Here is a 20,824-nt window from a genome sequence, read left to right on the forward strand (position 1 = left end):
AAAAGGTAGGTTGGGCTGAAGCATTGAATCGCAACATATTGAGTTTGTTGGGTTACGCTACGCTAACCCAACCTACACTTTGGCCTTTCCGACAACCTCATACAAGCGGGATGATCCCAGAAAATAGGACCTAAATCGGCTTGAATTGATAACCCTGTGCCGTTTGCCAGGATAGATAGACCTTATCGCCATCACTCACCAGAAAAGCATCGTCCGCGCTTTCCGCCGTTTTACCGACGACTTCAGGGTTTGACCAGCTCAGGCCCCCATCCTCGGACCTAATCAACTGCAACAGATTGTGACTGCCGTCGAATTCCGACCAGACCACAATCACCTGCTCTCCCCGTGCCAGCACGTTGGGATGTTTGGCACCTTGACCGCCGAAACGGTAAGCCGGCGAATAAGTCAGGCCGCCATCCTTGGAGTGGCCGTAAAACAAGCCTTGTTTATCCGCAGCGCCGCTAAACCATACCGAATGGTAAGCACCAGCGTCGGTAATCGATAAAGCCGGGCCATGATGCGGACAGGCGTCAATTTTCCAGTTTTCTGCGCTGACACGCTGTACAGCCCCCGGCGTTTGCCAATCCTTAAATTTAACCAATGCATGGTCGCGGATATTGCCGTCATAGACATGCCGCCACAGCACGACCGGCAAATTATCGGCATCGATTTCGACACCCAAGCGGCAGCATTCGCAGCTATGCGGCGCGACGACCTTGTTGGGATAGAAGCTCTTCCCGCCATTATCCGACCAGGCGTAATAAACTGCCGTGCCGCTGAACTCTTGTTTCGCGGCCTTGGCTTTTTCCTTGTCCCGCGCATCCAGCCAAGCGACAAAAATCTCGCCATTCTGCCCTACCGCCAGCGCATCGAAGCGATGACCGATCACGTCCAGATTGTCGTTGACCGTTACCGGCTTGGAAAAAGTTTTACCGCCGTCCATCGATCGACTGAAGCGAATATGACCAGTATGGCGCTTTTCCAGGTTTTGGGTCCAGGTCAGATAGATATTGCCTTGCGCATCGAGTTTGATTTTCGGCCGGTATTCGCCGCGCGCGGCAATAACTTCCGGCTCCGCATTTACCGCAACCGGCGTAGAAAAGCTCGCCCCTTTATCGGCTGAGGATTGCACATAGATCCGATCGCGAACCACCCAAGCCAACCACAGCACTCCATTATTGTCGAAAGTCGCCGTCACCGTCTCGGAACAGCCGATTACCGGATTTGTTTGTAAATCGGCACATAGCGATTTTTTGTCGGCATGCTGTTCGTGTTTAGCCGACTCAGCCCCTTGCTGGACTGCAATCGGTTCGTTGGCACACGCACTCAAAATCAGCGAGATAATCATTGCTACGGGGAGTTGAAATTTCATCATCGTCATTTAATAGGCGCCCAGAAAGTTACGTACATTTTTACCCGTTTGAGCGGGTAAAATTAAACTGTGTCATTTATCGCACAGCAGGGATTGGACGCTTCCTTCCAATCCCTGCTGGATACATTCAATACCCGTTTAATAGTTAAATTTCAATTCCGCGATATAGGTACGCTGCGGAAACACGTGGAACAGCCAATATTTTTCGTTGGTGATATTGTCGATACCCGCCGAAAGCGTCAATTGCTTGGTCAGTTGGTATTTGGCGCGGGTATCCACAACAAAAAACGCGCTGCCGGTACCGGTGTAGGTATCCGGATTGACATCGCTGTTATCGATTTGCCCATATTGCTGACTGCTATAACGTCCACTGATTGAAGACGTAAAATCTTTAGTCACATGGTATGTGGCCGTGGCACTAGCGCGCCACTCGGGTACCCTAGGCTGATACTTGCCGACAGAAGCCGGCAATGCCGCATTTTTATCGATACGCGAGTTCGCCCATGTCACGTTACCCGATAAATCGAGACCATCGATAACGACATTACTGTGCTCACCGGAAAACTCCCAACCATAGGTGCTGATCTGATCGATGTTCTGCGCATAGGACAGGGTCGAGTTTGCAGTGGGGCTGAAAGTGGTCTGACTATAGATGGCATCATAGACTTTCTCGTGAAACAAGCTCAAGCGCAACGAGCCCTCGCTCAGAAAATATTGCGCAGAAAGCTCGGAAGATAATGCTTCTTCAGGCTTTAAAGTTGGATTGGGATTGACGATATTAGAAGTCCCACTCACGGTGATATTGGTACCCTGAAACAGTTCGGTCACCGTCGGAAAACGGTAAGCCTGGGCAATAGAGCTGGTGAATTTCCAGCTATCGGTCGGTTTCCAGGCCAGCGATGCTTTTGGCGAAAATCGTAAATCGCTGCGGTTGGACTGGTTGATCGTTCTGCCATTGGTGCCAGTATTGGCACCGTCGAAGGCATTCCAGTTTTCCAGACGCCCGCCCAAGGTCAGCGTCCAATCCGGATCGAATGTCCATGCCTCTTGAAGCCAGAAAGCATTGGTTTCGGTCTTGCCCTGCGAATTGGTATTTAAGCGGCCTCTGCCACCGTATATCCAATTGGTGGTTGTATATTGCTGGTTGTTTAACTCGTAAAGATCATGATGAAAACCAAAGCTGACATGATGCGGTCCCCATGCGGAATCCGGACGCCATATACCTTTAGCATCGACAGTGTGCCAACCCGTGTCGTTTAAACTGGTCAGGGTTCCCGCGCCGCCTGCTGCGGCAAGATTGGGCGCAACAGTGGGAGCGCGTTGTTCATCCTGACCGTAATTGATCACACTGCCGGTCAATTCCCAATCGAAAATGCCGCCGGTGTTCGACTTTAGCGCCATACCATGCGACCAATGCATCTGCTGGTAATCATTCTCTGCAAACGTCGAACCCAAAGGGTAGTTTCGTCCATTAAAATTAATTGTGCCGCTATTAACCGGCGACCCAGTGCTGGCATTGCGCAAGTAGCTATTGAAGCCACCGCTTTCGTCGTTTTGCCACAAACCCAATGTGTAGGAGGCTTTTAGGGTGGGAGTAATGTCGTAAGCCAGCTTCCACTTAAAATTATCCTGTACCGTATGCCTGATATTACCTTCCCCGATGGCAAATATTCTTTGGGAGCCGGTCCTATCGACATCGCCGACCGCACCAGTAACGGGTACACCACCCGAGCCGGAACTACCAGGAAGATAGGTATAACTAATCGGCTGACTATGCGCATCCAAATGACTGACATCAAAGCGCCAGGAAAAGTCGCCATGCCGGCTACCCAGGTTGGCAGTGTATTGTTGAGAGTCATAGACGTCGGTATGTCCGTACACATCGTATTCCTGCCAAGCGGACTGCACACCGCCGCCTGCTTCAAACTTTTCCGGCATCCGGGTAGTGATATCGATGACGCCGCCGATTGAGTTACCGCCGTAAGCTGCGGAAAACGGGCCGTACATCACGTCAACCCGCTCGATTTCCGATGGCGATACCATATTCCAGCGCGGCGAACCGGTCATACCGTTGTTATTGCCCAGCAAGGACGACAGCAGAATCCCATCCGCATAAATCAAGCTGCGCGCACTGGAACCGGTCCCTGAAGTACGCATCGATACCGGCATTTCCTTATCGCCAATATAACGTTTACGCACCAAGATATTGGGCAGATACTTGATCGCATCCTCGGTGTTCAGCACATTGATGGTGTCGTCCATCTTCTCGCGGGTAACGCTTTCGGTCACCGCAGGCAATTTATATTTTTCTGTGGCCGTTTGCATAGCGGCCTTTTCGCTTTCGGCAGTCACGGTCATTTCCGGCAATACAGCCGCTTGATTGCTAACGGCTTTGTTGTCCGCCTTGTCATCTTCGGCCGCCGAGACTCCCGGTAACACTGTAAGCAGCATCGCCCCCAATAAACAGGGCGTGGCGCTAAGTTTGATTTTTGCGTGTTTCATAGGTTTATAAATTGCGAAGGTATACGATTTGTGCTGAATACGGGCTTATTGTTGGCCAAAGCGCAATTTAAAAAACACCAACGGTTTTGGTGATTTCACGCACTTTTAAACAACCATTCGTAAAGCCCAGCAATTTATAAACCTAAATAAGTTAATGCTTTTATATCAATAAAATAAGAAAATAATCCAGCATAAAATCACTAATAAATCTAATTTATGTGGCAAATGACGCATTCCGAATAAGTTATATAACACAGTTTATTTTATTTTCCGACCACCATCTCAGCTGTTTCGGTGATGCAATTTACAATATAAGCAACACATCGGACGGCAACCGGATACCGGTCGCTCTCCCTAAACAAAAAAACCCTTACCAGCTTTCCAGCCGACAAGGGTTTTCAGAGACCAACCAAGCAAAACTTATTCGTCTGCGTCTAACTCATCGGCGGACAGTTTTTTGCCTGGAAAATAGTTAGGCGCAACGCTAATCAGGATCGTCAGTAAAGTGGCGACATAAGGCACAGACTGCACCGCCAATACCGCCATCCACAGCCGGCCGCTCAAGTTATCGAAATGCTCGATGGAGCGCATCGCCAGGATGCCGGCGACCAGCAAGGCAAGCAATAATAGCTCCTGCCAGATAATCAACAAACCGGCTACCAAGGGCCCTTGCTGCTCGTATTTCGGCGTCCGCATAAATGGCTTGCCGGAGGTGAACAAGCCCTGCAAGGTACCTCGCGCCACCGTATGCGTCAGCGACAAACCCGCCAACGCCGCACCTAAGGCATGTAGCATCGAACACGCCACCCGCGCCTTGTACAACCACAAACCGCGCAATATCTTAAAGGCAAACAGACCGATGGTCGGCAGCAGGAAAGCATTAACAGGTAACTCACTATGGATAGGGTCCGACACAATCAGTGCTGTCAACACCAAACTGGTCCCGGTAAACAGCAGCGCCAACGCATCGGAAAACCAAGGCAACCAACCGGCCACAAAATAATAACGCTGCGCCGACGTAAGCGAGGATTTCTTATTGGGTAGAAAATGCCGCCAATGCTTTTTGATGATCTGCATCGCGCCATATACCCAACGGAAACGTTGCGTCATATAACCGGAGAAAGTATCCGGCATCAGGCCACGACCGAAGGACTCCTTGCAATACACCGAATCGTAACCGGCTTCGTACAAACGCAAGCCCAACTCGCTATCCTCGCAAATACACCACTCGCCCCACGGACCCACTTTATCGAAGGCCGACTTGCGCACCATGGTCATCGTGCCATGCTGGATAATCGCGTTGAATTCGTTACGCTGTACCATGCCGATATTAAAGAAACCGGCATATTCCCAGTAACAAATATCCTTGAATGCACCTTGGTTGGCGTCGCGATAATCCTGCGGCGACTGTACAAAGCCGACATTTTCCTGATCGAAATACGGCACCATCGCTTTCAACCAATCCGGATTCAGGATGTAATCGCTGTCGATCACCGCGATGATTTCGGCGTCTTCGGCGGTGTTGGTCAGGGCATAATTGATCGCACCCGCCTTGTAACCAGGCCAGTTATCCAAATGAAAGAAACGGAATCTTGCCCCTAAGCGATCGCAATCGTCGCGTACCGGCTGCCAAACTGCAGGGTCCTTGGTGTTGTTATCCATGACCAAGACTTCGAAATTCGGATAATCGACCTTGGCCAAGGCATTCAAGGTCTTGCGCACCATTTCCGGCGGCTCGTTATGAATCGGCAAGTGAATGGACACTTTCGGATAACGAAAATCCGCCGAAGGGGTTAACGGCGTAAATGTCCGCCGGCCTTTTCTATGCCAAATGACTTCGGAAATCTCCAGACTCTCTGTCAACAACACCAGAATAGCCATGGCCTGCATCATTAGCAAAATGGCCCAGAACACCACCGAAAAACTGGTCTGGTATTGGGCGGCGGCGATTGACGCCGACCAGAACAAGACCGAGGCCGCCAAGTTGGCAACGATACCGAAGAAGAATTTACCCGGCAGTTTCAAACTCTTACGAGTAAACAAGAAGGCCGCCATCAAAATAATACTGAGTACCGCCGCGCCACTGGCCCAGTTACGCCAAGTCGGGTTAGCCAATACATCGCCTTCCATCGGGAACTTCGGCTGTCGGTCGGCGTTGAATAAGCCCCAATAGGCACCGGCAGTACCTTCCAGCTTGATCTTCCAGGGCTGGTCGAACGCTTCGACGACATAATAAATCACGTTTTCCGCAGTAGCACGGTTCAGGAACTCGCGCAGAAACTTCGCTTGGTTCGCCAAGGAAGCGTTGGCTGCTTTTTGCGGCGGGCCGTCGGACGGCCAACCCACCTCGGTGATCACGATGGTTTTATTGGGATACAGCTGTTGTAATTCGTAGTAACGCTTAAATACATATTCGACCGCGTTGTCGCCTTCCCCGCCTTGCGGCAAGTCAACCGGCACACCTTCCCAGTAAGGCAGAATGTGGACAGCGATGTAATCGACTTCCGCCGCTAGCGCCGGATTCGCTACCCAGATATCCCAAGTCTCGGCAGTACTGACGGGTTTCCAGGTACGTTTTTTCACTTCACGAATGTATTCGATCAGTTCGTTAGCTTTACCGGCTACTTCCGCTTTAACATCGGCCTCGATTTTCAGTTGCAAATCGGGCTCGCTCATCGAGCCGGAAAATTCTTGACGCACTTTCTGCGCGATGGGGCCGCTGACCTTGTTTCTGTAACGCAACAGGGATTCGTTACCAACCAACGTGCGGACAATGGTTTTAGGATATTGATTGGTCAGATTGATCAGGCTTTCGACTTCGCGCTGATTTTTATCCAGCCGCTTCTGCGTGTTCTCTAACTTTTTTTGCGAATCGTCTTCGGAGATATCGTCATCAACCAAATCCACCCAACAGCCCATCGCCAGATTGATCGCATTCTTGGCCGTCAACTCAGGCACAACCTCCATACCTTCCAACGAGGTATATGTCCTTATCGAATGCGCTTTACCGGACAACAACTCCAGATCGGCTTGAATTTGTTCCCTGGTGGGAAATACGCCGTCCACGGGATTGAAATCGCGACCTTTGGGGTTAAAGGTCACCCCCATCATGGTATCGCTCCAGGATGGCAGCTTTAACGGGTTATTGACGTAAGACCAGATACCCAGGTTGATGACAACCAGTAGCACCAAGGTGAAAAATGTGGCAATTTTGGCTTTCATTTCGACAGAAAGACTCCGCGTTAGAAGGTTATTAGAATCAGTATTTTTTATAGTTTTTACGGCATTACATAGCCAATCCGTCAGCTAATTAAAATGCGTTTGCTTACAGTATCTGATTTCGACAGAGCGCCTGGCGCGTGTCTTAGCGGGCCACGCATCCAGTCAGGTAACAGATTTACCAACAAAACACAGCGGCATTTAGGAACCCGCCCAAGGGCAAACCCCGGCGACGCTCAGACCGGCAAGAAGCCGGTATTGAATGCCGCCACACTTAGCTCAACCTTAAGCAGGTATGCGGGAAAACTTTTACTTCAATGAAAGGGTTTCGACGCGTCCTTTCATTTCAATATTAAGTTTGTCTTCTTTCGCCAGCCAACCGATAGCTCGCTGCACATCGTTCTTACCCAGGCCGGTTTCGGTAGTGACTTTATTCACGCTAGCTTCGCCATGCGTATCCAAATATTGCCAGACTGCTCCAGCTGCTTCGCCAATTGTATCCACCATTTCAACTCCTCATCATTTAAACAACAAAAAAAATCGGGGGTTTTAGTCGTATTATCCAGCCTTCCGCGACACAAACCGCATCAAGCTAGCAAGCACAACTAACGCTCATCAGGCAGCACAATATTAAGTTCCAGGGTTTCCTGGTTTCCATCCTGTTCAAAATTAACGGTAATGGCATCCTGCCCGACATTGACATATTTACGGATCACCGCCAACAATTCTTGTTGCAACTCGGGCAAATAGGACGGTTGATTTCTGGATGCACGCTCATGGGCGACCAGAATTTGCAATCTTTCCTTGGCCAGCGATGCCGTATTGGTTTTCGAGGATCTGAAATAATCTAAGAGACTCATCACTTGCTCCCGAATAGCTTACTCAATAAGCCCTTTTTCTCTTCCTCAATAAAACGATGTGGTTTGGTTTCGCCCAAGTAACGCGCCACGATGTCCGCATAAGCCTGACCTGCATCGCTTTGCTCATCGAGAATGACCGGCGTACCGGAGTTTGACGCATTCAACACAGACTTGGACTCGGGGATAACGCCCAACAAATGTAGCGACAAAATTTCCTGTACATCGTCAACGCTGAGCATCTCGCCCAATTTCACCCGGTCCGGCGAATAGCGCGACAACAACAAATATTCCTTGATCGGCTCTTCGCCATTCTCGGCGCGACGCGACTTGCTGGACAAGATACCCAGCATCCTATCCGAATCCCTGACCGATGAGACTTCCGGGTTAGTCACCACAAACGCATCGTCAGCAAAGTACATGGCAAGTGTAGCACCGCGCTCTATTCCTGCCGGTGAGTCACAAACGATGTATTTAAAGTCTTTGGACAACTCTTCCAGAATTTTGCCGACGCCTTCCGTTGTTAAGGCATCTTTATCACGGGTTTGCGATGCCGGCAATATAAATAGCTGGTCGCAACGCTTGTCTCTTATCAAGGCTTGATTCAGGGTCGCTTCGTTGTTGATCACATTAACCAAATCATAAACCACGCGACGCTCGCATCCCATGATCAAGTCGAGATTACGCAGCCCCACATCGAAATCGATCACAGCGGTTTTATGTCCACGCTTCGCCAAGCCCATCGCGATAGCGGCGCTGGTTGTGGTTTTGCCCACACCACCTTTTCCCGATGTTACTACGATAATTCTGGCCAATGTTGTTCCTCCAAGAAAAGCTTAAATATCTTTGATAATCAGAGTCTGGTTATCCAGACTGATCTGTACGGGCTTGTGCGCGGGATGCTTGCTCAAATCGTCGCTGAGCTGGTAAATGCCGGCTATCGAAATCAGTTCGGCTTGCAAATCCGAACAAAAAATACGGCTGTTGACGTTACCCAGCACACCGGCTAACGCCCGTCCACGCAAGGATCCGTATATATGAATATTACCTTCCGCCATGATTTCCGCGCCGGCACTAACGGTTGCAGTGACGATCAAATCGCCTTTTGCATAAACCCGCTGGCCCGAGCGGATCGGCTGGGTCACTAATTTATTTTCTATTGATTGACTAGCTTGCTTTTGCTCTTCCGGCGCGGGTGTCGGCAAAGTTTTTGCCGGCGCCTTGTTGACCAGGGGCACATTGCTGCCGTGCAGGGAATGCTGAGGCAAATTCATGGCCAAGGCGTCGCCGTTCTGTTGTTCGTTACCGCCGCGCAGCCCTATCGGCATGAAGCCGTGCTGACGGACGATAGCGACTATTTCGGTGAAATCAATTGGCAGGTTTTGCGCGTTAAGTTTTTGTAGATCGATCAGCAATGGCGAATTTTTAAAAAACTCGGGGGCCTGAACCACCTTTTCCTTGAGCTGTTGATCGATCAGAGAGATGTCGTTACTGGCTAACAGCAACACCGGCACGGTCAGAGACGTGCTTTTAAACTCCAAAGCTGTTTTTTGCGAAGTAGGTGCGCCGGTTGACATCGAGTTTGGAAAATCCGCTACTGAATGTCCGAAATACTATCATTTTCTGTGACAAAAAGCACAGTTCCTTACAGTAAAAACAAGGTTGCCAAGCCCAAAAATGCCATGAATCCAACTACATCGGTAACGGTGGTCAGCAACACGCCGCCAGCCAGAGCGGGATCCACACCGATCTTGTCCAACAACACTGGAATCGCTACGCCCGATAAAGCCGCGCATACCAAATTGATCAACATTGCCACGCCGAGCAGCATGCCGATATGCGGATTATGGAACCACAGCCCGGCCACCACCGCCACCACAACAGCCCAGACCAAGCCGTTTAATAGGCCTACGGAGACCTCTTTAAACAAAAGACTCACTGCATTACTGGTAGTGACCTGCCGCAAGGCCAAACCCCTGACAACTAGCGTCAACGTCTGACTACCGGCGATACCGCCCATACTGGCAACAATCGGCATTAATACCGCCAATGCGACGATCTGCTGAATGGTGGCCTCAAACAAATCGATGACCGAAGCGGCCAGGAACGCGGTAAGCAAATTCACACCCAACCAGAGCGCGCGTCGTTTGGCACTACTAAAGACCGGCGCAAACATATCCTGCTCTTCGCTCAAGCCGGCCATGCTCATTAGCGAGTGATTGGCTTCCTCACGAATCAAACCCACGACATCGTCGATAGTGATGCGCCCCAATACCTTGCCGTCATCCGCCAATACGGGCGCGGACAGCAATTTCCGCCGCTCGAACAATCCGGCGACGTCGCGACTAGACATACCGTACGGAATAGCCGAGCTACGGGTGTCCATAATCGATTCAACCTTGGTGTGCGGATCGTGAGTCAACAATTGATTAATCGGCAACAAGCCCTGAAACTGCTCTTTGCGGTCTACCACGATTAGACTGTCTGTAGCGGCCGGCATATTCCCGCGCAACCTTAAATAACGCGTCACCACGTCCAGCGTCACGTCGGCGCGAATGGTCAATACATCGTCGGACATCAAGCCGCCGGCGGTATGCTCGTCGTAGCTAAGCGCCTTTTCGATACGATTACGATTATGTACGCCGATCGATTCCATCACTTGCGACAGCAACGGCTCGGGCAATACGTGCAGCAGATCGACCATGCCGTCAGCACCCATCGATTCGGTAGCGGCTATCAAATCCTTTCTATCGGTGATTTTCAGTAAGCTGCTGCCTACTTCGACATTTATCTCGACCAGAATTTCGCCGATCACGCTGGGCGGCATCACTGCCCACAGCTTGGCTCGCAGTTCCGGCTCCAACGACTCGAGAATATGTGCCGCTTCCGCCGGATATAAGGAACGCACTAAGTTCCTAATCTCGATCAGAGAGTCTTTTGCCAGCACTTCGATGGCGCGATCTAAAAGATGCTCGGTATTTTCAAGCTTTGCTGCTGATGTCATGGGTAAAAACCAAGAAATTGGGCTGGGTAATTGCGTTAACGCAATTCCCGATGCCTGACGATAACGTTAGGAGTAATAGTTTGAAAGTGCTTACTTAATGCCTCAACCAGGTAAACCGAGCGATGTTGACCGCCGGTACAACCGATCGCTATGGTTAAATAACTGCGATTATCCGACTCGAAGCGCGGCGCCCAGCGACCGATGAAATAACCTATGTCATGCAGAAACTCTTTCACGATCACTTCGTTCTGCAAAAAATCGATGACCTCGGCGTGCTTACCGGTCAATCCTCTCAGCTCCGGCGCCCAATAGGGATTGGGCAAACTGCGGGCATCGAACACAAAGTCGGCATCCAGCGGAATACCGTATTTAAAACCGAAGGACTGAAACAAAATCGACAAAGAGCTTTTGCCCTTTTCGCCCAACCGGTTTTTCAGCAAATCCCGCAACTGATGATAGTGGGTAAAACTGGTATCGATGACTATGTCGGCACGGGTCGCCACGGGCCGCAGCATTTCCCGTTCGATTTCCAGAGCCTCGCGTAGCGGCCGGCTTTCAGTCGTCAACGGATGGCGGCGGCGCGTTTCACTGTAACGCTTCAGAATAATGTTCTCGTCCGCCTCCATGTAAACCAGCTCGCAATCGATACCTTTGTTGCGAATAAAGCTCAGACTATCCGGAAAGTCCGCCAACTTCTGATTACGGTTTCTGGCATCGATACCGATGGCTGTTTTACTGTAGGTCGCCGGATCTTTCAGCATCACATGATCGACAAAATCCTCGAGTAAGGTCACGGGAAGATTGTCGATACAGTAATAGCCGCAATCTTCCAAGGTATCCAAAGCGATACTCTTGCCCGATCCCGATAAGCCGCTAACGATGACTAGTTTCATATCCAAACCGATACAGAGCAAATAAGCCTATTCACTCTGTATCGCTCAAGCTCAAATTAACGATGGTTCTGATTTTTTTCTTTATGTTTGACGATTTGTCTGTCGAGTTTGTCGACCATGCTGTCGATAGCCGCGTACATATCTTCTTGCACATCTTCGGCATACAGTTTGGCGCCGCTGATTTGCACGGCTGCTTCGGCTTTTTGCTCAAGCTTCTCAACGGTCAAAATGACGTGAACATCAACGACATTGTCGAAATGACGTTTGATTTTGCTGATTTTTTCATCAACGTAGGCTTTCAATGCTTCGGTGACTTCTACGTGATGACCTGTGATACTGACTTGCATGGAATACTCCTGTTTTTAAAAATTATTCTTCCAGATTGATCAAATGTGCCTTTTCCGCTGGCTGGTTGAAGGAATGGACATCGCTTCCCGATATTTGGCAATGGTGCGGCGCGCGACATTAATGCCCTTCTCATTCAATAAGTCCGATATTTTACTATCGCTCAATGGCTTGGCCGGATTTTCACTGCCGACCAACTCTTTTATCAGCGCCCGAATCGCGGTCGCCGAACACTCTCCCCCACCATCGGTACTAACATGGCTGGAGAAAAAATATTTAAATTCGATCACACCGTGCGGGGTGTGCATGTATTTTTGCGTGGTAACCCGAGAGATCGTCGACTCGTGCAACTCCAACTCCTCGGCAATATCTCGCAATACCATCGGCTTCATCGCAATCGCGCCGTGCTCGAAAAAATCGCCTTGTTTTTCGACGATGCTTCTGGCCACGCGCAACAAGGTGTCGTTGCGGCTATGCAGGCTTTTAATGAACCAGCGCGCTTCCTGCAGATGATTTTTCATGCTGACGTTGTCATGACTGTTGTCGGCACGCTTGATCATCCCGGAATAAAAAGGATTGACGCGCAATTTGGGCGCAATCTCCGGGTTCAGGCTAACCAGCCACTGGCCGCTGACTTTGGCGACAAACACATCAGGTACCACATATTCGACATCCGAATCCTGCAAGCGCGCACCCGGCTTGGGATCTAGGGTTCTAATCAGCGCCAATACGCCCTTCAGCACATCCTCGGTCAGGCCAATCCGCTTCATCAGGCGGGCCTGATCGCAACTGGCCAATAAATCCAAATGTCTATGCACGAACTCCAAAGCTTCCGACCGATAAGGCGTCGTAACCGGCAATTGCTGCAGCTGCAAGCCCAGACAATCGGCCAAATCCAACGCGGCTACGCCGACAGGATCGAAGTTTTGTACCATATGCAGCACGGCGAGGACTTCATCCATTTCCAAGCCTTCCAGTTGATCCTGCAATCCCTGGAAAATATCCGCCAATTCGCTGGTCACATAACCGTCGTCATTAACGGCGTCGATGATAGACGTAGCAATCGCATAATCGCGATCCGAGATTGGAATCAACTCCAACTGCCAGACCAGATGATCCCTTAAAGACTCTGACTTGCCGCGAAAGGCTTCGAATTCCGGGCTATCGCCTTCATCTCCGCCGCTGGGCAACGAACTTTCGTAAACGTCGTCCCAACTGACATCGACCGGCAATTCGTCCGGCATATCGGTTTGCGAACCTTCGCTGGTCTGCTGATCGGTGTTTTCCAGCTTTTTGTCCCTGAACTCGAGATTAGGCAACTCCTCTTCATCGATTTCCAACATCATGTTGGATTCCAAGGCTTGCTGGATTTCCTGTTGCAAATCCAGAGTCGACATCTGCAACAGTTTGATCGCCTGCTGCAATTGCGGCGTCATGGTCAGACTTTGACCGATACGGAGTTGTAGAGATTGCTTCATGACTATTCGAATTTCATAAACTAAATTTCTCGCCTAGATACACTCTACGCACCTCTTCGTTATCCACCAACTGGCGCGACTGGCCTTCGGCGATAACCTGCCCATTATTCAAAATATAAGCGCGATCGCAAATCTCCAATGTTTCCCTCACTTTGTGCTCGGTAATCAAAATACCGATACCCCGGTGCTTCAAGTGCGCAATGATTTTTTGCAGTTCCAGCACCGAAATCGGATCGACCCCGGCAAACGGTTCGTCCAGCAGGATAAACTGCGGCTCGCTCGCTAGCGCCCGAGCAATTTCCACCCGGCGCCGCTCACCACCTGACAGCCCCAGTGCCACCTGATTACGCAAGTGGTTGATATTAAACTCTGTCAGTAACTCGTCAATCAACAACTCGATTTGACCGTCAGTCAAATCCGCCCGAATCTGTAAAACCGCGCGTAAATTATCAGCCACGCTTAATTTACGGAATACCGAAGCTTCTTGCGCCAGATAACCGATCCCCAAGCGCGCGCGCCGATGCATCGGATGATGCGTGATGCGTTGCTCGTCGAGAAAAATCTCACCGCTATCGGCTTTGACTAAACCCACCATCATGTAAAAGCTGGTGGTTTTCCCGGCGCCGTTCGGGCCCAGCAAACCTACTACTTCCCCGGTATCGACCCGCAGACTGACCCCATCGACCACATTTCGGTTGTTGTAGCGTTTAAACAGCTGTTCCGCAACCAATCGCGCCATTATTGCGCCTGCTTGGGCTTAGGTTTAATAACCGAGTGCACGCGCTTGCCGTCCGACTGCGCCTCACCAGCCTTCAGCAAGGAGTTCTTGGTATCGTACTCGATATAGTCACTGGATTGTTTGGCATCACCCTGCCAAACCGAGGCATTTTTCATAAATTTCAGCAAATTCTGGTCGGGGTAAAATTCGTTGATCAATCCTTCCCCGTGCATTTCTTCCTTGCCAACCGCAGGCAACTGTTTGAATCGCGACGGTTTACCGGTGGCAATCAATTTGATAATCGCACCATCCTTCAAGTAAACCACCAACTTATCGCCATCGATTCTGATCGTCCCCTGAGTAGCAACCACATTGCCGGTATAGGTGCTGATCTGCGCCTTTTCGTCGTAAACCGCATTATCCGAATCGATGTAGATGGGTTGTTCGGAATCCGACTCCAGACCAAACGCCATCCGCGCCGAGAATAACAGGCCTAGACCGACCATTTTACTTAATTTCATAGCGACCTTTCACTTTGGACAACAATTTCAGGTGAATCGGACTAACAAAAGTCGCTTCCATTCCTACTCCCGCCGTTTTGTTGGGCGGGCTGACGATCTCCGCCCACGCCTGTGTCTCCGCATAATGGCTGGCGAGTTTCACCCGCAAATCCGATGTATTGATGGTCAGCGCCGAATTGGTCTTCGACGCTTCCCGGTTGATATAAGCACTACCGTTGAGTTGTAAATTATCGCCGTCCGCCGCCATCACGCCGCTGTCGGCCCTGATCAGCCAAGGCATCTGGTTGGGGTTATACAAAGTCATCACCGGCTTTTCCAGATGCGTGCTGCCGTCGGCTTTAAAGTGCTGCATTTTTTCCGCCGCCAATTCGCTTTTCGGCACGCCGTCGATATTCATTTCTTTTTTGAAATAACCCAGGCTAAAAAAATCCGGACTATTTTCGACAATTTTCATTTCGGCGTCACGCTGTTCATTGAGCTGTACCAGCCACCATGACAACAATGCGGCCAAGCCGACATAAATAAAAATCTGTAGATTTTTCAGTACAGTCATAAATAGGTTTGCAGCACGCCGTCAAAGCTACCTTGGACTTGCATGATTAAATCGCATACTTCCCGAACCGCGCCTAAACCGCCGGCAGTCTGTGTTTGCCAATGCGCGTGGCCCTTGAGCACGAAATTGGCATCTTGCACCGCAACCGCAAAACCCACCTGACGCATGACAGGCAAATCCAGAATGTCGTCGCCGATATACGCCACTTGTTCGGGCGTCAACGCCAGGCGCTGCAAAATTTCCGCGAATGCCGCGCGCTTGTTCTCGTGGCCTTGATAGACTAGTTCGACCCCTAGGCCCTGCATGCGCAGCGTGACTGAATTGGATTTGCGACCGGAAATTACTGCCACTTCCACGCCGGTCTGACGCAGCAATTTAATGCCGTGCCCGTCGCGGGCGTGAAAACATTTGTATTCCTTGCCGTTGTCGTCGAAGAACAAGCGACCGTCGGTCAGCACGCCATCCACGTCCAAAATTAACAGCTTTAGTTGCTTAACAATACTCAGTAATTGGGGATTTAAATCCAACATCATTTGCTACTCTCAGACTATGCCGGCCCGCAGCAAATCGTGCATATTCAAGGCACCCAACAACTTTTGTTGGTTGTCGACGACCAATAGGGCATTGATTTTTTTACTTTCCATGATTTGCATGGCCTCCGCCGCCAACATATTCACATCGATCACTTTGCAAGGGCCGGTCATGACTTGGGCGATTCGGGTGGCATGCACATCCAGATTTTTTTCCAGCATCCGCCGCAAGTCACCATCGGTAAATATCCCGGTGACCCGTCCCTCGCCATCGATCACTGCGGTCATACCCAGCTTCTTGCCTGTCATTTCCAGTAAGGCATCACTCACCAAAACGGTATCAGTAACCACCGGCACTTCGCTACCGCTATGCATGATGTCGTTGACCTGCAACAATAAACGCTTACCCAAACTGCCGCCAGGGTGCGACAACGCAAAATCATCGCGGGTAAAGCCCTTGGTTTCCAATAGCGAAACCGCCAATGCGTCGCCCATTACCAGTGCAGCCGTGGTGCTGGCGGTCGGCGCCAGACCCAATGGACAAGCCTCTTGTTCGACCGCGACGTTGATGTGTACGCTGGCAAACCGGGCCAAAGCGGAATCGGGATTACCGGTCAGCGCAATCAGAGGCACACCGAGTCGCTTAATAATAGGCAATATCGTCAGGATTTCTTCGGTTTCGCCGGAATTGGACAAAGCCAGCACCACGTCCTGCCGGGTAATCATGCCAAGATCGCCGTGACTGGCTTCTCCCGGATGTACAAAGAAAGCCGGGGTGCCGGTACTGGCAAGCGTGGCGGCAATTTTACCGGCAATATGCCCGGATTTGCCCATACCTGTGACCACCACCCGGCCTTTACAGGCCAGCAGCAAACGGCAGGCGCTAACAAATTGCTCATCGATGCGTGCAGCCAAGCCGGCAACCGCCTGCATTTCGGTCTGAATCACCGCCAACGCCAACGCCTGTATGTCTTGATCACAACCCACGCAAATTAACTCCACGCACCGAAACAAAAAGGAACCATTATTGCATGTTATTAACCGACTTTTCACCCCAAGTCATTGACTTATTCTCGACGAGTCATAGAAAATAGCCTGTTCCCAATCCAAAAACTCCTGTGATTCCGGTAGATGGCCAATAGCGCAAGTCCTGAAGACAATATCGTTTCTATTAGTAACTTGAGCTTTTCCAGAGGCCCCAGAAAAATTTTCGACGCCGTCAGCCTGGAGATCCAACGCGGCAAAGTCACGGCCATCATGGGCCCCAGCGGCACCGGCAAGACCACGCTTTTGAAATTGATCGGCGGCCAATTGGCGCCTGACCGCGGCCAAATTCATGTGGATGGGCAAAATGTTCACCGCCTGAAAACTCGCGAACTCTACGAATTGCGTAAACGCATGGGCATGCTGTTCCAAAGCGGCGCCCTGCTGACCGACATGAGTGTGTACGATAACGTGGCGTTTCCGATGCGAGAACACACCCATTTGCCGGAATCGATGATCCGCACTTTAGTATTGATGAAGCTGCACGCGGTGGGCCTACGCGGTGCGCGGCATTTGATGCCCAACGAGTTGTCCGGCGGCATGGCTCGCCGAGTTGCGCTGGCCCGCGCCATCGCCCTCGACCCACTGATGATCATGTACGACGAACCGTTTACCGGCCAGGATCCGATTTCCAAGGGCGCACTGGTGCACTTGATCAAGTCACTTAACACCACTCTGGGCCTGACTAGCATCATTGTTTCGCATGACGTACAGGAAACCGCCGCCATAGCCGATTACATTTATGTATTGTCGGGAGGCAAAATCATTGGTCAGGGTACCCCACAAGAGTTGCAGCAATCCGATTCGGAGTGGGTGCAACAGTTTATGCACGGCGATGCCGACGGCCCTGTACACTTTCACTATTCAGCGCCTGATTACCTCGACGACCTGCTGGCGAGCAAATAACTACCTTGTATTCAACAATGTTTCAATTTCTGCAAAATCTGGGAAAAACCACGCGCAGCAGCTTTGCCAAGCTCGGTCGTGCCTCGTTTTTTCTGAGCCACACGTTGACCGGCATCAGTGATGTGGTGCCGCGCCCCAACTTACTGATCAAGCAGGTGTATTCGGTTGGCGTTTTGTCATTTCTGATTATCACCATCTCCGGCCTGTTCGTCGGCATGGTACTGGGCCTGCAAGGTTTTAATATTCTGTCCGACTTCGGCGCCGAGGAATCGCTGGGCGTGATGGTCGCCGCCTCTTTGGTACGCGAACTGGGACCTGTGGTATCTGCTCTATTGTTTGCCGGTCGGGCCGGCTCGGCATTGACCGCAGAAATCGGCTTGATGAAGGCCACCGAACAATTATCCGGCATGGAAATGATGGCTGTCGATCCGATCAAGCGCATTATTTCGCCGCGCTTCCTGGCCGGTTTTCTGTCCATGCCTTTATTGGCGGCCTTGTTCAGCGCCATCGGCATCATGGGCGGCCATGTGGTCGGCGTGGGCATGCTTGGCGTTGACGACGGCGCTTTCTGGGCGCAGATGCAAGCCAGCATCGATTTTCAAGAAGACATCATGAACGGCATCCTCAAAAGCGTGGTGTTTGGTTTTGTGGTGTCCTGGATAGCCTTATTCGAAGGTTACGACGCGATTCCGACCTCGGAAGGCGTCAGTCGCGCCACCACTCGCACTGTGGTCAATTCAGCCTTTTCGGTTCTGGCACTCGATTTCATTTTAACCGCACTCATGTTTGGAGACATTTAACATGCAGCATTCCAAGACCCAGGATACTCTGGTCGGTTTTTTTGTCGCCAGCGGCGTTGCCGCCTTGTTTTACATGGCGCTGCAAGTCAGCAATCTCGGTAGCTACACCGGCGACGACAGCTACACCGTCATCGCCCACTTTCAAAATAGCGGCGGCCTGAAAGTCAAATCCCCGGTGTCCGTTGCCGGCGTGCGCATCGGCCGCGTCTCGGCAATTCGGCTGGACAAGGACAGCCACGAATCCATCGTGGAAATGCGCATCGAATCGCAATACAACAATCTTCCCAGCGATTCCGGCGTCAGCATTTATACCGCCGGCCTGCTGGGAGAACAGTACGTCAGCCTGGACCCCGGTTCGTCGGATGAATATTTGAAGGATAAAAGCACCATCGATATCACCAGCTCTGCCATCGTCCTGGAAGAAATGATAGGCAAATTCATGCTGAACAAAGCGGAAGGCAAATAATGTCCAAGCTGACATTAACCGAACAGTCTCCCGGCCACTTTACCGTGGAAGGCAGCCTGACTTTTGCCAGCATCGACAAACAAACCTTGCAATCCTTTAAGTTCTTGAAAGGCATGGATAGCATGTGCATCGATCTCGCCAAAGTACAGACCACCGATAGCGCCGGTCTGGCCTTGATGATCGAATGGATCAGACTCAGCCGGATGGGCCGGGTCAAGCTGTCCTTTAAGAACATCCCGGCTCAGCTGCTGGCATTGGCCAAACTCAGCGGCCTGGACGAAACCGAATATTTTGCAATCCACACGCATTAAGCTGCGTTCCAATTTACAAACCAATAAAAATCCATGGATAAATTACTGATTACCGGCGGTCAACCGCTGCACGGCGAACTGAGAATCTCCGGCGCCAAAAACGCCGCTCTGCCTATTCTGGCCGCCACCCTGTTGTCCGATGTGCCGGTCAGCGTCGGCAACATTCCGCATTTGCACGACATTACCACCACCATGGAATTGTTGGGACAAATGGGCGTGCGCCTGACCGTCGACGAAAAGATGAACATCGAAGTGGATACCAGCACTATCGACAAATACGAAGCACCTTACGAGCTGGTGAAAACCATGCGCGCCTCGATTCTGGTATTGGGACCGTTACTGGCCCGCTTCGGCGAAGCGTATGTCTCGCTGCCCGGCGGTTGCGCCATCGGCACCCGGCCAGTGGATATTCACATCGACTCGCTGCTTAAAATGGGTGCCGATATTACCGTCGAAGCCGGCTATATCCATGCCAAAGTTAAGCGCTTGCAAGGCTGCCATTTGGTGCTGGATAAAGTCACCGTAACCGGTACCGAAAATATCCTGATGGCTGCGACACTGGCCGAAGGCATCACCATCATTGAAAACGCCGCGAAAGAACCGGAAGTCACCGACCTGGCGCATTTTCTGAACAAAATGGGCGCCAAAATCACCGGCGTCGGCACCGACATTCTGACCGTGGAAGGTGTGGAAAGACTGGGCGTGGAAGGCTTGCATTACGACATCCTGCCCGACCGCATCGAAACCGGTACCTACCTAGTGGCCGGAGCGATCAGCCGCGGCCATGTCAAATTGAAAAACACCGACCCCAGCACCTTGGACGCGGTACTGGTTAAATTAAAAGAAGCCGGCGCCGATATCACCTGCGGCGAGAACTGGATCGAGCTGAATATGCACGGCAAACGTCCCAAAGCCGTTACCGTCCGCACCGCCCCGTATCCGGCGTTCCCGACCGACATGCAGGCGCAATTCACCGCTCTGAATTCCGTAGCTGAAGGCGTGGGCCTGATCACCGAAACCGTATTTGAAAACCGCTTCATGCACGTGCAGGAACTGCAACGCATGGGTGCGCAGATCAAACTAGAGTCCAATACCGCGATCTGCACCGGCAGTAGCCAGTTAAAAGCCGCACCAGTCATGGCTACCGACTTACGGGCGTCCGCCAGCTTGGTACTGGCAGGTCTGGTGGCGGAAGGCGAAACCCTGGTGGACCGGATTTACCATATCGACCGTGGCTACGATCACATCGAAGAAAAACTGTCGCAATTGGGCGCCACCATTCGCCGCGTTCCTAACTAACCTCAT

The 20,824-nt window shown here is 51.2% G+C and carries 21 protein-coding genes; 5 read left to right on the forward strand and 16 right to left on the reverse strand.

What is annotated here, in order from left to right:
* Positions 1-130: 130 nt before the first annotated feature.
* From A1332_RS16230 to A1332_RS16305, 16 genes are all read right to left on the reverse strand, one after another.
* Complete coding sequence (locus tag A1332_RS16230; protein WP_231890327.1) at positions 131-1,381, reverse strand: sialidase family protein; 1,251 nt, start codon at positions 1,379-1,381, stop codon at positions 131-133.
* Between the two features lie 129 nt (positions 1,382-1,510).
* Entirely contained in the window at positions 1,511-3,874 is a 2,364-nt protein-coding gene (locus A1332_RS16235; protein WP_064009482.1) for a TonB-dependent receptor, read from the reverse strand.
* Positions 3,875-4,294: 420 nt separating this feature from the next.
* Positions 4,295-7,096, reverse strand: a complete 2,802-nt coding sequence (locus A1332_RS16240; protein WP_064009483.1) for a glycosyltransferase — start codon at positions 7,094-7,096, stop codon at positions 4,295-4,297.
* A 306-nt stretch (positions 7,097-7,402) separates the two neighbouring features.
* On the reverse strand, positions 7,403-7,600 hold the full coding sequence (locus tag A1332_RS16245) for a winged helix-turn-helix domain-containing protein (RefSeq protein WP_064009484.1): 198 nt from the start codon (positions 7,598-7,600) through the stop codon (positions 7,403-7,405).
* 98 nt (positions 7,601-7,698) lie between these two features.
* Positions 7,699-7,953 (reverse strand): cell division topological specificity factor MinE, encoded by a 255-nt coding sequence (minE, locus tag A1332_RS16250; protein ID WP_020483546.1) that lies wholly within the window; start codon positions 7,951-7,953, stop codon positions 7,699-7,701.
* A complete protein-coding gene (minD, locus tag A1332_RS16255; protein WP_026147021.1) occupies positions 7,953-8,765 on the reverse strand; it encodes a septum site-determining protein MinD in 813 nt (270 codons plus the stop codon). The genes minE and minD overlap by 1 nt, the downstream gene beginning before the upstream one ends.
* Positions 8,766-8,786: 21 nt before the next feature.
* Positions 8,787-9,527, reverse strand: coding sequence for a septum site-determining protein MinC (gene minC, locus A1332_RS16260; RefSeq protein ID WP_064009485.1), 741 nt, complete (start codon positions 9,525-9,527; stop codon positions 8,787-8,789).
* A 68-nt stretch (positions 9,528-9,595) separates the two neighbouring features.
* Positions 9,596-10,954, reverse strand: a complete 1,359-nt coding sequence (gene mgtE / locus A1332_RS16265; protein ID WP_064009486.1) for a magnesium transporter — start codon at positions 10,952-10,954, stop codon at positions 9,596-9,598.
* Between the two features lie 35 nt (positions 10,955-10,989).
* The gene (gene rapZ / locus A1332_RS16270) at positions 10,990-11,847 is read right to left on the reverse strand and encodes an RNase adapter RapZ (protein ID WP_064009487.1); all 858 of its coding nucleotides are present in this window, start codon (positions 11,845-11,847) and stop codon (positions 10,990-10,992) included.
* Between the two features lie 56 nt (positions 11,848-11,903).
* Entirely contained in the window at positions 11,904-12,194 is a 291-nt protein-coding gene (hpf, locus tag A1332_RS16275) for a ribosome hibernation-promoting factor, HPF/YfiA family (protein WP_036272894.1), read from the reverse strand.
* A 39-nt stretch (positions 12,195-12,233) separates the two neighbouring features.
* A complete protein-coding gene (locus A1332_RS16280) occupies positions 12,234-13,670 on the reverse strand; it encodes an RNA polymerase factor sigma-54 (RefSeq protein WP_064009488.1) in 1,437 nt (478 codons plus the stop codon).
* A 13-nt stretch (positions 13,671-13,683) separates the two neighbouring features.
* Complete coding sequence (gene lptB / locus A1332_RS16285) at positions 13,684-14,409, reverse strand: LPS export ABC transporter ATP-binding protein (RefSeq protein ID WP_064009489.1); 726 nt, start codon at positions 14,407-14,409, stop codon at positions 13,684-13,686.
* Complete coding sequence (lptA, locus tag A1332_RS16290; protein WP_064009490.1) at positions 14,409-14,909, reverse strand: lipopolysaccharide transport periplasmic protein LptA; 501 nt, start codon at positions 14,907-14,909, stop codon at positions 14,409-14,411. The genes lptB and lptA overlap by 1 nt, the downstream gene beginning before the upstream one ends.
* Positions 14,896-15,462, reverse strand: a complete 567-nt coding sequence (lptC, locus tag A1332_RS16295) for an LPS export ABC transporter periplasmic protein LptC (RefSeq protein WP_064009491.1) — start codon at positions 15,460-15,462, stop codon at positions 14,896-14,898. The genes lptA and lptC overlap by 14 nt, the downstream gene beginning before the upstream one ends.
* Positions 15,459-15,992, reverse strand: coding sequence for a 3-deoxy-manno-octulosonate-8-phosphatase KdsC (kdsC, locus tag A1332_RS16300; RefSeq protein ID WP_064009517.1), 534 nt, complete (start codon positions 15,990-15,992; stop codon positions 15,459-15,461). The genes lptC and kdsC overlap by 4 nt, the downstream gene beginning before the upstream one ends.
* 12 nt (positions 15,993-16,004) lie before the next feature.
* Positions 16,005-16,979, reverse strand: coding sequence for a KpsF/GutQ family sugar-phosphate isomerase (locus tag A1332_RS16305; protein WP_064009492.1), 975 nt, complete (start codon positions 16,977-16,979; stop codon positions 16,005-16,007).
* 144 nt (positions 16,980-17,123) lie between these two features.
* Between A1332_RS16305 and A1332_RS16310 the strand changes: the two genes are divergently transcribed.
* Genes A1332_RS16310 through murA form a run of 5 tightly spaced genes read left to right on the forward strand, consistent with a single transcriptional unit; the run spans position 17,124 to position 20,818 of the window.
* The gene (locus A1332_RS16310; protein WP_064009493.1) at positions 17,124-17,942 is read left to right on the forward strand and encodes an ABC transporter ATP-binding protein; all 819 of its coding nucleotides are present in this window, start codon (positions 17,124-17,126) and stop codon (positions 17,940-17,942) included.
* A gap of 17 nt (positions 17,943-17,959) precedes the next feature.
* Positions 17,960-18,742, forward strand: coding sequence for a lipid asymmetry maintenance ABC transporter permease subunit MlaE (gene mlaE / locus A1332_RS16315; protein ID WP_064009494.1), 783 nt, complete (start codon positions 17,960-17,962; stop codon positions 18,740-18,742).
* A gap of 1 nt (position 18,743) precedes the next feature.
* Complete coding sequence (gene mlaD / locus A1332_RS16320) at positions 18,744-19,208, forward strand: outer membrane lipid asymmetry maintenance protein MlaD (protein WP_064009495.1); 465 nt, start codon at positions 18,744-18,746, stop codon at positions 19,206-19,208.
* Positions 19,208-19,519, forward strand: coding sequence for an STAS domain-containing protein (locus A1332_RS16325; protein WP_020483561.1), 312 nt, complete (start codon positions 19,208-19,210; stop codon positions 19,517-19,519). The genes mlaD and A1332_RS16325 overlap by 1 nt, the downstream gene beginning before the upstream one ends.
* A 33-nt stretch (positions 19,520-19,552) precedes the next feature.
* A complete protein-coding gene (gene murA / locus A1332_RS16330) occupies positions 19,553-20,818 on the forward strand; it encodes a UDP-N-acetylglucosamine 1-carboxyvinyltransferase (RefSeq protein WP_064009496.1) in 1,266 nt (421 codons plus the stop codon).
* The last annotated feature ends 6 nt before the right edge of the window (positions 20,819-20,824 follow it).

Source organism: Methylomonas methanica (genome assembly GCF_001644035.1).
GTDB lineage: Bacteria > Pseudomonadota > Gammaproteobacteria > Methylococcales > Methylomonadaceae > Methylomonas > Methylomonas methanica_A.